The 12,134-nt window shown below is 65.8% G+C and carries 13 protein-coding genes and 1 pseudogene; 6 read left to right on the forward strand and 8 right to left on the reverse strand.

Annotated elements, in window-relative coordinates; genetic code table 11:
• The first annotated feature begins 41 nt into the window (after positions 1-41).
• Positions 42-1,193, forward strand: a pseudogene (locus tag IEY14_RS11325) (IS3 family transposase).
• Positions 1,194-1,356: 163 nt separating this feature from the next.
• Positions 1,357-1,806: an OsmC family protein gene (locus IEY14_RS11330; RefSeq protein WP_188908484.1), complete on the forward strand. Its 450-nt coding sequence runs from the start codon at positions 1,357-1,359 to the stop codon at positions 1,804-1,806.
• Here the strand turns inward: IEY14_RS11330 and IEY14_RS11335 are convergent.
• The 8 genes from IEY14_RS11335 to IEY14_RS11370 all read right to left on the reverse strand — a co-directional run bounded on the left by IEY14_RS11335 (position 1,785) and on the right by IEY14_RS11370 (position 8,913).
• Positions 1,785-2,507 (reverse strand): ABC transporter ATP-binding protein, encoded by a 723-nt coding sequence (locus IEY14_RS11335; RefSeq protein ID WP_188908486.1) that lies wholly within the window; start codon positions 2,505-2,507, stop codon positions 1,785-1,787. The two genes, IEY14_RS11330 and IEY14_RS11335, sit on opposite strands and share 22 nt — an antisense overlap.
• On the reverse strand, positions 2,504-3,328 hold the full coding sequence (locus IEY14_RS11340; protein ID WP_188908488.1) for an ATP-binding cassette domain-containing protein: 825 nt from the start codon (positions 3,326-3,328) through the stop codon (positions 2,504-2,506). The genes IEY14_RS11335 and IEY14_RS11340 overlap by 4 nt, the downstream gene beginning before the upstream one ends.
• Entirely contained in the window at positions 3,321-4,169 is an 849-nt protein-coding gene (locus IEY14_RS11345) for an ABC transporter permease (RefSeq protein WP_188908490.1), read from the reverse strand. Before IEY14_RS11345 ends, IEY14_RS11340 begins: the two co-directional genes overlap by 8 nt.
• Positions 4,166-5,212: an ABC transporter permease gene (locus IEY14_RS11350; protein ID WP_188908491.1), complete on the reverse strand. Its 1,047-nt coding sequence runs from the start codon at positions 5,210-5,212 to the stop codon at positions 4,166-4,168. Before IEY14_RS11350 ends, IEY14_RS11345 begins: the two co-directional genes overlap by 4 nt.
• A 48-nt stretch (positions 5,213-5,260) precedes the next feature.
• A complete protein-coding gene (locus IEY14_RS11355) occupies positions 5,261-6,850 on the reverse strand; it encodes an ABC transporter substrate-binding protein (protein ID WP_188908493.1) in 1,590 nt (529 codons plus the stop codon).
• Positions 6,851-6,896: 46 nt separating this feature from the next.
• A complete protein-coding gene (locus IEY14_RS11360; protein WP_244639444.1) occupies positions 6,897-7,271 on the reverse strand; it encodes a carboxymuconolactone decarboxylase family protein in 375 nt (124 codons plus the stop codon).
• A 1,118-nt stretch (positions 7,272-8,389) separates the two neighbouring features.
• The gene (locus IEY14_RS11365; RefSeq protein ID WP_188908497.1) at positions 8,390-8,629 is read right to left on the reverse strand and encodes a helix-turn-helix domain-containing protein; all 240 of its coding nucleotides are present in this window, start codon (positions 8,627-8,629) and stop codon (positions 8,390-8,392) included.
• 44 nt (positions 8,630-8,673) lie between these two features.
• A complete protein-coding gene (locus IEY14_RS11370) occupies positions 8,674-8,913 on the reverse strand; it encodes a hypothetical protein (RefSeq protein ID WP_188908499.1) in 240 nt (79 codons plus the stop codon).
• Positions 8,914-9,097: 184 nt separating this feature from the next.
• Between IEY14_RS11370 and IEY14_RS11375 the strand changes: the two genes are divergently transcribed.
• The 4 genes from IEY14_RS11375 to IEY14_RS11390 all read left to right on the forward strand — a co-directional run bounded on the left by IEY14_RS11375 (position 9,098) and on the right by IEY14_RS11390 (position 12,118).
• A complete protein-coding gene (locus tag IEY14_RS11375; RefSeq protein ID WP_188908501.1) occupies positions 9,098-9,361 on the forward strand; it encodes a hypothetical protein in 264 nt (87 codons plus the stop codon).
• A 184-nt stretch (positions 9,362-9,545) separates the two neighbouring features.
• Positions 9,546-10,133 carry a thioredoxin family protein gene (locus IEY14_RS11380; RefSeq protein ID WP_188908502.1) on the forward strand — a complete coding sequence of 196 codons (588 nt, stop codon included), beginning with the start codon at positions 9,546-9,548 and terminating at the stop codon, positions 10,131-10,133.
• A gap of 24 nt (positions 10,134-10,157) precedes the next feature.
• Positions 10,158-11,792 carry an FAD-binding protein gene (locus IEY14_RS11385; protein ID WP_188908505.1) on the forward strand — a complete coding sequence of 545 codons (1,635 nt, stop codon included), beginning with the start codon at positions 10,158-10,160 and terminating at the stop codon, positions 11,790-11,792.
• Complete coding sequence (locus tag IEY14_RS11390) at positions 11,789-12,118, forward strand: 4Fe-4S dicluster domain-containing protein (RefSeq protein WP_188908507.1); 330 nt, start codon at positions 11,789-11,791, stop codon at positions 12,116-12,118. Before IEY14_RS11385 ends, IEY14_RS11390 begins: the two co-directional genes overlap by 4 nt.
• Positions 12,119-12,134 lie beyond the last annotated feature (16 nt).

The raw sequence follows: 12,134 nt of genomic DNA on the forward strand, positions 1-12,134 counted from the left end.
AGGAAAGTGGAGAGCTCTCCTGAAGGAGAGAGGAGCATTTCATGGGCAAGCCGCAGCGCCGGTTTGGCAAGGAGTTCGAGGCGGAGGCCGTTCGTCTGGTGGAGACGAGCGGGCGCACGCAGCGTGAAGTCGCCGAGGATCTCGGCATCGGGCTTTCGACGTTGGGCCGCCGGCTCGACAAGCGCCGGGAGCGCGATCTGGAGACACCGCCTCCCGAGCGCCAGGAGGACATGGCGACCGATTTGAAGCGGATGCGGCGCGAGAACGAGATCGTTCGCCAGGAGCGCGAGATCCCGAAGAAGCCGGCGACTTTTTTCGCCAAGGAGGAAAGTCGATGAGGTTCCGCCTCATCGATGCGGCATCGATCAGAGTTCCCAGTCCAGCGCCTGTGCAAGGTCCTTGGCGTCAGTCCGAGCGGCTACTTCGCCTGGCAGAACCGCCCAGCCTGTCATCGCCAGTGTACAGACCTGATGCTGCTCGCGCATGTTCGCGCGGCCTTTGCCCTGTCGAACGAGACCTATGGCAGTCCGCGTATGGTGCACGAACTGCGCGGCGGCGGTTTAGCGATCGGACGCCGGCGCGTTGCCCGCCTGATGCGCCAGAACAACACGAAGGCCCGACAGAAGCGACGGTTCAAGCGCACCAACGACAGCCTCCATGCCTTCCCGATCGCGCCGAACCTACTCGACCAGGACTTCACGGCGACCAGGCCGAACCGGAAGTGGGGTGCGGACATCTCCTACGTCTGGACGCGGGAGGGCTGGCTGTACCTGGCCGTCGTCCTCGACCTCTTCGCCCGGCGCGTCGTCGGCTGGGCCACCAGCGACCGCCTGCACAAGGAACTGGCCCTGTCGGCCCCGCGTCGGGCCATTGCCGTCCGGCGTCCGCTGGCCGGGCTGATCCACCACGCGAAACGCAGCAGCCAGTACTGCTCCCTGAACTATCAGGCCGAGTAGCGTCGCAACGGCATTCGGATCTCGATGTCGGGCAAAGGGAAGTGCTTCGATAACGCCATGGTCGAAACCTTCTTCAAGACGCTGAAGGCCGAATTCGTCTGGCGCACCGTCTTGCAAAGCCGGGCCAAGGCAACGGCCGCGATCGCGCGCTACATCGACGGCTTCTACAACCCAGTCCGGCGTCATTCGGCGCTCGACTTCGTCAGCCCGCTTCAGTTCGAAAGGCGGGCCGCGTAAAGCCGATAGCGCTCTCCAAAAATGCGGGGCAAGTCCAGCCCGCTGCTTTTGAACATATGGATCGCGGCCCCTTCGGAAAGGTCGTGATCGATGCGAGAGAGGCCTCTGCAGATGGGATTCGGATGGACACGCCCCTTTCACCGTTGCAAGTGAGGGCATGAGCATGAACCCGACAAGCAAGATCCGACCGACCGGGGCTACCGCCAGCATGGGGCGCTCCGGCTTCCCGCAGGTCGTCTCGGCGACGGGTGGTGAAATCACCATTAAGACCGGCGCTTCCGAGGCCGGGTTCAACCCGCTCGACCTCCTCTACGCATCCCTATCCGCCTGTCTGGCGATGAGCGCTCGTATCGCGGCCGGTCAGCTCGGCGTCTCGGACCGCCTCACTGGCGTCGCCGTCCGCGTGACAGGCGAGAAAGCCTCGGAGGGGCTCTCGCGGATCGCCCGCTTCGCGATCGACATGGAGATCACCGGCGATTTCGACACGGCAATCCGCGACGAGATCGCCCGTCTCGCCGAAGCCGAGATCTGCACGGTCAGCAACACGGTCAATGGCGGGGCGGAATTCGTGCTGGCGGTGCGCGCGCCACATCAGGATTCCAGCGCCTCGTAGCGTGCGACGAGACCGGCGCGGTCAAGCCGTTCGGTGATCTCGCCGGCCCGCATGACAGCCGCGCGGTCGCACATATGCGCCACGACGCCCGGATCGTGGCTGACCAGCACGAAGGTCATACCACGCGCGCGCTTCAGATCGTTGAGGAGGTTCAGGACTCCGGCTTGCACGAGGACATCGAGTGCCGAGGTCGGTTCATCGAGCAGCAGGAGATCCGGCCTCGGCGTCAGCGCCCGGGCGATCGCGACGCGCTGGCGCTGCCCGCCAGACAGTTGGTGCGGATAGCGCTCGGCAAGATCCGGAGAAAGGCCAACCTGCCGCAGGGCTTCGGCCACGTCGTGCGCCACTTGCCTGGAGCCGTGGATGACCAGCGGCTCGCCCAGGCTGCGGCCAATCCGGTGACGCGGATGCAGCGAGGCATAAGGGTCCTGGAACACCATCTGCACCCGCCGGCGCAACGCGCCGGACATCCGACGATCCGGCCGCAGCCGTTCGCCGAGCAGCGTCATCTCGCCCGTCCAACCGGACTTGAGCCCCGCGATGGCGCGCAGCACTGTCGTCTTGCCGCAGCCGGACGGACCGATCAGCCCGAAGCTTTCGCCCTCGCGCACGTTGAGTTCGAGATCCCGTACCGCATGGACGGCGCGTGAGGCGACCGAATAGCGGATGTCCAGATCCCGGATGGCGACGGCATCCGTCATAGGGCCTCGTCGGCGGTCGGCAGCCTTCCGCCATAGGTCTTGGCCGATGGCCGGGCGGCCCAGAGACCGCGGGTGTAGGCGGAACGGGCATCGGCGAGCTCATGCGCTGCGAGTTCCTCCTCGATGCGTCCCTGGCGCATCACGATCACCCGGTCGGCGAAGCGCGCGACCTGGACGAGATCGTGGCTGATGAGCAGAAGCCCCATGCCGAGATCGACCGTCAGGCTGCGCAGGAGAGCGAGGATCTGGGTCTGGACTTCCCGATCGAGCGCCGAGGTCGGCTCATCGGCGATCAGGAGCCGCGGGCGATTCACCAGCATCGCCGCCATCATGGCGCGCTGGGCCATGCCGCCCGAGAGTTGACGGGGATAAGACCGGTGGATCCGCTCGGCATCGGCGAGGCCGAGACGGACCAGCATGTCGAGCGCCGCCTCCCGCCTTTCTTCCTTGCGCAGGCTGGTATGAAGAAGAAGCGTCTCCTCGATCTGCACGCCGATCCTCTGGCCTGGATTGAGCGACATCTTCGGATCCTGCGGCATGAGTGCCAGCAGCTTGCCCCGGCGCCGCGTCCATTCGCGCTCGGTCAGTGTCCGGAGATCGTCACCACCGCAGGTGAGGCGGTCCGCCGTGGGGCGGGCTCGCGCCGGCAGAAGGCCCATGATGGCCCGCGCCGTCAGCGACTTGCCGGAACCTGAGCCGCCGACTAGGGCGACGATCTCCTGCCCGACGTCGAAGCTGACCGACGAGACGATGGTGCGCCAGCCGGCGTCGTCCGGCAGGGCGACGCTGAGATTGCGGACGTCGAGAATTGGCTCAGGCATGACGCGGGTCCAGGACGTCGCGTAAGCCGTCGGCGAGGAGGTTGAAGCCGAGCGAGGTGACGAAGATGACGGCGCCCGGGACGGCGGCGATCCACCATTGGTCGAAGATCACCTGTGTGCCCTCGGCCACCATCGAGCCCCATTCCGCCGTGGGCGGCCGGACGCCGAGACCGAGGAAACCGAGGCCGGCGGCCGCGAGGATGATGCCCGACAGGTCGAGCGCCAGCCGGATCAGGGCGGAGGGCAGGACCATCGGCAGGACATGGCCGAAGACGAGGCGGCCGTTCGAAATTCCCAGCATGGCGGAGGCGGCGAGATAGTCCCCTTCCCGCAAGGCTGCGGCCTCGGCCCGTGCCTGGCGCGCATAGGCCGGCCATAAGGTCAGCGCCAGAGCAAGCGCGCCGTTGACGAGACCGGCTCCCAGAAGGCTGACGAAGGCGAAGGCGAGGAGGATGCGCGGAAAGGACATGACGATGTCGGTGATCCGCATCAGGACACGCTCGACGAGGCCGCCACGGAAGCCTGCGATCGTGCCGATGGTGACGCCGAGCGGCGCCATCAGAAGGATGACGATCGCGACCAGAACCAGGCTCGACCGCGCCCCGTAGAGGATACGCGACAGGAGATCGCGGCCGAAGGCGTCGGTGCCAAGCCAGTGCATGCCATCCGGCGCGGCGAGCCGGTTCGTCGTATCCTGAACATAGGGGTCGAAGGGCGCGACGATCGGCGCGGCGATCGCGACGAGAAGCACGAAGAGGATGATCAGTCCGCCGATGACCGCCGAGGGCGAGCGCAGCAGCTTGCGACGCGCGCCGCCCCGGGAAGTCGGATGCGCGCTCATCGTCGGCGATCCCGCTCGATACGGCCGACCGCCAGATCTGTTGCCGAGTTCAGGAGGACGATGGCGGCGCCGACGATGAGCGTCGCGCCCAGAATGGCCGGCATGTCACCGGAGAACATCGCCGTCGTCAGATAGCGGCCGATCCCGGGCCAGGCGAAGACGGTCTCGGTGAAGATGGCGCCCTCCAGGAGGCTGGCATAGGCGAGCGCGAGGATGGTCAGCAGCGTTCCGGCGATGTTCGGCAGGATATGGACGAAGACCACCCGGACGCGGCTGGCGCCCTTGGCGCGGGCCGTCATGGTATAGTCCTGGCCAAGTTCCACGAGTATGGCGGCGCGCGTCAGCCGGGCGATGCCAGCCATGCCGTAGAAGGCCAGCACCAGGGCCGGAAGGACCAGATGCCCGGCCGCATTCGCGAAGGCCGCCCTGTCGCCGGAAAGCCAGGCGTCGACCAGGCCGAAGCCGGTCACTTGATCGACCGTATAGGCATAGGCGACATCCAGCCGCCCCGGTCCCGGCGCCCATTGCAGCGTCGCGTAGAACAAGAGCAGCATCAGAAGGCCGAGCCAGAAGATCGGCGTCGAATATCCGATGAGCGATACGAGCCGCGCCAGCACGTCCAATGCGCTGCCGGGCTTCAGAGCGGCGAGAATGCCGAGCGCGAGGCCGAGCCCCGCCGCCAGCATGATCGCGGCCGTCGCGAGTTCCAGCGTCGCCGGGAAAGTGCGGAGGATGTCGCGGATGACGGGCTGGCCCGTGCTGATCGCAGTGCCGAAATCGCCGGAGACGGCGTTGCGGAGGTAGATCAGGAACTGAACCGGGAGCGGTCGGTCGAGGCCGAGTTCCAGCCGGGCGGCGGCATAGGTGGAGGCGCTGGCGTGATCGCCGACCATTTGAAGAGCAGGATCGACCGGCGACAGCCGCGTCATCGCGAAGGTGGCGAGGACGAGGCCGAAGAGCGTCAGCCCGCAGGACAGGACCCAGCCAAGGCCGCGCCGCGCGCGCCCAGGCTGCCGCCGGCCTCCCGGCCAGCGGGATCTCATCCCATCGCTCTCGACGCTTCCAGCCGCGTCTCCCTCGGCAATCGTCACTTATTTCGAGACTTGGTCGTAGTAGACCTGATCGGCATTGAGTCCCTGCGCATAATCCTTCACGTTCGTCCCGAGAACCACTTGATCGGCGCCCTGATACAGGAAGACGAAGGGGGATTCGTCCTGAATCTGCTTCTGGATCGTCGCATAAAGCGCGGCTCGCTTGGCGGGATCCTGCTCCTTGACGGCCGCGAGCGTCTCGTCCGTGATCTTCGGGATCACCCAACCTGCCTGCTTGGCGACGGTGTTGGACGAGTTGTCCCGGTTGATCGCGAAGGCTGAAGCGTTGGAATGCGAGTCGAAATAGTCCGGAATCCAGTAACGCAGCGTGATCTGGAACTTGCCGGCACGAGCCCGGGCATAGACGTCGCTGGCGACGCCCGGCTGGATGTCGAGCTCGATGCCGGCCTTGGCGAAACTCGCCTGCAGCGACTGGGCGACCGATAGGAAGGGCTGCTCGTTGAAGACCGGGAACTCGACCTTTACCGGCGTCTGAATGCCGCCCTCGGCAAGGATCTGCTTGGCCTTCTCCACGTCGAGCTTGTAGGGATTGTCGGTCAGGGCCCCGGGCAAGCCGACCGGCAGGAAGGCCTGATGGACCTGGCTTTGCCCGCGCAGGAGGTCACGCGTGATGCCATCGTAATCGACGAGGTAGCGCGCGGCCTTCCAGAAGGCGGGCTTGCCGAGCGTCTCGTTCGCCTTGGAATTGATCAGCAGATAGTCGGATCGAGCGGAGGGAACGGCATCGACCACAAGCTTGCCCTCCGTCTTGATCGCATCCACCTGATCGGCCCCGAGACCGCGAGCGATATCGGCATCACCCTGCTGGATCTGGAGGCGGCGCGCACCGGCATCGGGCACGTTCTGCAGGATCACTGTCGAAAGCTTCGGCGGGACCGCTGCCTTCGGATTGGCCTTCAGCACCAACGCTTCGTGCGGCTGATACTTGGCGATGACGAAGGCGCCGGAACCGGCCGAATTGGCCTTCAGCCAGCTATTGCCGAAATCGCCATCGGCGACATGCTCGGCCACTACCTTCTCGTCGACGATCGAGGCGATGGGCGCCGTCAGAAGCGCGAGGGCGAAGGCGGGCCCCACATCCGCGGTCCATGTCAGCCGGACATGGCCGTCGTCGACCTTCACCAGCCCGGCATCGACGGTCTCGGCCGTCCAGCCGAGCTCGTTCAGGATGAAGGCCGGCGACTTGTTGAGCTTCACGGCTCGCGACAGCGAGAAGATCACGTCTTCCGGCCGGACGGGATTGCCGGATGCGAAGCTCGCGCCGGGTTTGATCGCGAAGGTCAGGCTCTTGCCGTCCTCGCCCGGGGTCCAGGATGCCGCGATCGCCGGACCGATACGGGTGCCGTCCTTCCGATCGGATTCGACGAGACGCTGATAGACATTGTTGAAGGTTTGGACAGTGGTGAGCTCGAAACCCTCGGCGGGGTCGAAGCTGACTGCGTCGTCGATGGATTGCGCCACGACCAGGGCGTTGGCGGGCGTCGCGGCCTGCGCCGCCTCACCGGAACCGAGGCTTGCGGTCGTGAGGAGCACGGCGAGAAGCGCAGCTTTGCGCCGGGGGAACGTCATGGGAATTCTCCAGGGTCGGAAATAAGGGGAGCGTCGGCGACGCGGGTCAGGAGGTGGGTTCGAGAAAGGCGACGAGATCGTCGTCCGGTTCGGCCCGCACGACATTGGCGAAGAGGGTGGTGGCGACCATCAGTCCGGCGAAAGCAGTGAGGTCGACCAGGACCGTCTGGTCGAAACGCCCGGCCAGTTTCTCCCAGAGCGCGTCGGAAAGGGCATGGGCGTCCTGGCCGAGAACGGTGCCGAATTCTTCGAGCAACCTTTCCTCGTCCGAAAGCTCGAGATTGTCGGCATCAAGGCCGAGATGGTCGAGCGCGCGGCGGAAGAAGCCGACCGGTATGGGCGAGCGCTGGGCCTTCGAGATCGCGAGCGAGAATATGAAGATCGCGCGATCGGAAAGCCGCGCGCTAAGCGCCTCCTTCAACGCGAACCATTCGCCGTAAACCCGGAGGACAACAGGCGAGCGGGCTTGAATGAGCTTCAACCTGGTCAGCCGGCCCCGGCGTCGCAATTCTTCGTCGAGCCCCTCTTTCGCGGGTCCGGACGCGGTATCGTAGGAGATGGGAGAAAGGCGTGTCATGTCGGCCTGCATCGATCGCTCGCGAGTGTAGCCCATCGGCAGGCGGGACAGGCAGGCGCGTTCAATCCACTAGAATGGTGGAATATGAACGATTTTTGCGCGGTCTCGCGAAACGAGACGCTTTCGATTTCTCTCGGCAGCCTATCGCTGGCGAAACACCATAATGACGCTGCATCACCGCGGTCTACGATCCTGAGTGGTACTGCGCCAGGAAACTGGTCTGGACGAAGTGAAGACTTCGGGGCACGATTGCTCCCTGAAGGGGGAGAGACCATGCCCAAGAAACAGTTCATGAACGAACAGGTTGCCTGTGCCCTACGGCAGACGGAGAGCGGCACGTTGATGACGGAGATCTGCCGTAAGATGGGGGTCGCTTAGGCAACGTTCGATCGATGGAAGTAGTCCACGCCGGAATGAGCATGTCTTCGATCCGGAGCTTGAATCAACTCAAGGAGGGGAATGCCGAGTTGAGGCGGCTGGTCGTGGATTTCCAGCCCGGATAAGACGATGCTGCGGGATCCCTTGCAAAAAAAGGGGGAAGCCTGTCAGGCGCCGCGAGGCGAGTCCGACACTTCCAGGCGACGTTCGCCGTGTCGGAGTTCCGGGCCTGCCAAGCCAGCCCGTACAAGTCCTGCCGCCATCCGCCTCTGCTTATGTGGTTGATGCGTCTTGTCGCGAGGCGGGTTTGCTGCGGGTAGGGCCGCCTGCATATGCTTCTTCCGCGAAAAGGCCGGGTCGTGAACCGCCAGCGCGTGTGCCTGTTCGGCGCGCTGCGGCACACGAGTGTCGCTTTGAGTTTGGAGGGGTACTCCCTCGTGGGAATCGACGGATCCCGAAATGCAGCCGCCGCCAGGGCGGGTCGTTAGTACTGCTCGAAGCAGGTCGGTTCTGCAAATTTGCGCGGCATCGGGACCAGTCCGTTCCATCTGAATTCGGTGCGCGAAATTCCTTGGCATTTGGGACTATGCGCCGCTGGTCAGCAGCCGCGCTGGAATTCCGAAAGCCGCCGCCAGCGCCTTGACCTCGTCTTGGCGCGGTATCGCGCCGCCCTCCAACGAATGCAGCCGGCTACTGACGATGCCAGTGCGCTCCGAAAGACCGGTGATGCTCTGCTGGCTATGCCGGCGGAAGGCACGGATCGCCGCGACGCCGTTTGTCATCTGTTCGACAATAGCATTCGGCAGTTCATAGGTTTCGATCATGCATCGTCCTCGAAGTGAAAACGGGTTCGTGCGGGCTCAAGGCTTCATATGCCGTCACGCGCAGCGGTCTGGCGTAGGGCCAGATCGATATCTGAGACCCGACAGCCGAGTTCGCGCTGGATGAGATCGTAGCTCCAACCTTCGTCGATCATCGCGACGATCAGACGCCGGTCGGGCGGGGTGGGCCGTCGCTCGCGCCACAAGCCAAAGCGGCGAGTGGCCCAACCCAGGAATTTTCTTCGCACAATGACCGCTCCTGTCTGCGCCTGCGTTTCGGAGGTCATGCTAACGGGCGCCCGAGGAGAGTAGAAAGAACAGACTACTAAAAAGATAGATTTATTGGGAAAAACGCTGCACCCAGATGGCTTCGGCACTTGCGGGACGTCCTACTCAGATCTCCGCAACGCAGCTTGGAACACTGGGATTCACAAGCTCGCTCGACGCGATGTCGGCAATCGGCGCTTCAGCTTGGTCGGCAACCAGCAAAAGGTGATCCTCGCGCGCTGGATCGCGCTGAAGCCGACACTGCTCAACGTCGAAGAGCCGACGCGCTGGGTGCCGGCATGCGGACACACAGGCCGCCGAGTTCCTGAAACGCACGCCGACCGCCTTTGCGCAAGGAAGACGCTACAGCATACGAAGGGCCGGCTTTACGATGACGCGGTGGCCGACTTTGTCTCCAAGGCCCCCTTGTTTGATTGGGCCAACCGTCCGAAGACTCTCACTCGGTAAGCCCGAAGGGTAGCGACCGGGCAAGCCGCCCGTCACGGCCCGCTTATGCCGAAACGTGAACGTCTCCAGCCGGCAAAGCACTGGGAACAAACAATCTCTCGACGCTCGCGGCAACGAAAATTTTTGTCTACAAAATAAGTGTATTTAGTGTTCCCCTGCGCATTCCGGATGCGTGGAGGCCAGCATGCCTAAGACCGAATCGAACGCCGTAGCCCTCGGCATCAAGGCGCCTCATTTCTCGCTTCCCGCACCGGGCGGGCACGAGGTCGCCCTGTCCGACTTCGCCGATCGCCCGGCTCTTCTGGTCGCCTTCATCTCCAACCGCTGTCCCTTCGTGGTGCTCCTGCGCGAGGAACTCGCCGCCTTCGCGCGCGACTATACCGCCAAGGGCCTCGCCGTGATCGCCATCAATTCGAACGACGCCGAGGCTCATCCGGAGGAGACGCTGGAGAGGATCGAGGCGGAGGTGCGCGAGCAGGGCTATACTTTCCCTTATCTCAAGGACGCCTCGCAGGAGGTTGCCAAGGCCTATGACGCGGCCTGCACGCCCGACTTCTTCCTCTTCGATGCCGACCGGCGGCTGGCCTACCATGGCCAATTCGATGACGCGCGGCCTGGAAACGGCAAGCCGGTCACGGGCGCCGATCTGCGCGCGGCGGTAGACGCCATCCTCGCCGGTCGGGCGCCCGCCGCGCGGCAGACACCCTCGATCGGCTGCAACATCAAATGGGCCGAAGGCAATGGTCCGGGCGTCGTACCGGCTGCGGCCTGACGCGGCGGTTTCAGGGAACGTCGCATGGCCTCGACGCCTAAGAAACGATCCTCCTTCGACGGCGAGCGCCTCGCCTGCGACGTCCTCGTTGTGGGCGGCGGTCCGGCCGCAGCCTGGGCCGCCCTGTCGGCAGCCGAAGCCGGCGCTGGCGTCATTCTCGCCGACAAGGGCTACTTCGGCACGAGCGGCGCGACGGCGCCTTCCAATACCGGAACATGGTGCGTACCGCCCGGTGACGGACGGCAGGCGGCCGTTGAGGCACGGTGGAAGCGCACGGCCGGGCTCGGCGACCGACGCTGGATGCTGCGTTGCGTCGACCAAAGCTACGAGAATCTGACCCGACTGGTGGAATGGGGCTATCCGTTCCCGAGCGACGACGGCGGCACCCTCTATGTCGCGAACCTGCGCGGGCCAGACTACATGCGCTTCATTCGGGCCCAGGTGGCCAAGCGCGGGGTGCGCATTCTCGACCATCACCCGGTCCTCGAGCTTCTTGGCGACGGCCATGCGGTGGCCGGCGCCAACGGCATGTCGCGGCGAACGGGCGCAAGCTTCGAGATCCGGGCGGGCGCGGTGGTGCTGGCGAGCGGCGGCTGCGCCTATTTCGAGCGTATCCTCGGCGGCACGGGGCTCACGGGCGACGGACACCTCTTCGCCGCGGAAGCGGGCGCCAGCCTGTCGGGCATGGAATTCACCGGCAAGTACACGCTCGCCCCGCGCGGCTCCTCGCTCAACAAGGGCCTGCCCTTCCGTTGGGCGAGTTTCTACCGGCCCGACGGCACGCCTCTCACCGGGCCGGACGGCGAACCCGTCACCAACGGCATCGGCGCGGCCGAGCGTCATATCGCGGAAGCGCTGGCGAGGGGCGAGGTGTTCGCGCGCCTCGACCTCGCCGACGCCTCGATCGAGGACGCGCTTCGGCGCGGCCAGCCGAACTGCTTCACGCCCTATGACCGCATGGGGATCGATCCCTTCCGCGACCTCTTCCCGGTCGAACTGAAGTTCGAGGGCACGGTGCGCGGCACCGGCGGCATCCGCATCGTCTCGTCCGACTGCTCGGTCGGCATTCCCGGCCTCTTCGCCGCTGGCGACGCGGCGAGCCGCGAGAATGTGACGGGCGGCGTCTCCGGCGGGGGCGCGGTCAACGCATCCTGGGCGATGGCGAGCGGTTGGTGGGCCGGGCGCGGCGCGAGCATGGCGGCTCGCCGTCCCGCCGCGCAGTCCGGGCGCAGCCTCCTGCCGCTCGGCGGTGCCGGGCTTCGGCCGACCGGCGAGGCGCGTCCGCTGGATATCGATCGCGCCGCCGCGCTGGTGCGCGCCGAGATCGCCCCGCTCGGCCGCAACTACCAGCGCGACGGCGCGACGCTGGCCGTCGGTCGCCGCAATGTCGAGGCTGTCTGGCAGGAGATCACCGCCCATCTCCAGGCTGACGGCGCCGCTCGTCTCGCGGCCCGGGAGCTCGCGTCCGTCACCGCGGTCACGCGCTGGACGCTGGCGGCGGCGGAGCTCCGCACGGAGAGCCGCGGTGCTCATCGCCGCAGCGACCATCCCGAAACCGACCCCGCCATGGCGCGGCGCATCCTCGTCGGCGGCCTCGGCGCGGTCCGCGCGGAATGGGATGCCGAGGTGGAAACGCTTCTGGAAGGAGCCGCATCGTGATCGAGATCGTGTCCGAGGAGCGCTGCATCCGCTGCGACATCTGCGAGCGCATCTGTCCGGCCCTCGTCTTCGATCGCGACGCGGCGGGGCTGCCGATCATCGCCCGGCAGGACGACTGCCAGACCTGCTACCTCTGCGAGATCTACTGCCCGACAGACGCCCTTTTCGTCGCGGAGCGCGCCGACGGGCCGACCGGCGTCACGGCGGCCGAGGTCGAGGAGCGCGGCCTCTTCGGCGTCTATGCCCAGGCGCTCGGCTGGCGACGCGGGCGTGCCGGAGGCGCCGACCAGGACCCCACCCATCGCCTGCGCGCGGCGCAGAACTGATTCCTCGGAGGAGCGC

It is taken from the genome of Aureimonas endophytica, from assembly GCF_014642635.1.
Taxonomy (GTDB): Bacteria; Pseudomonadota; Alphaproteobacteria; order Rhizobiales; family Rhizobiaceae; genus Plantimonas; species Plantimonas endophytica.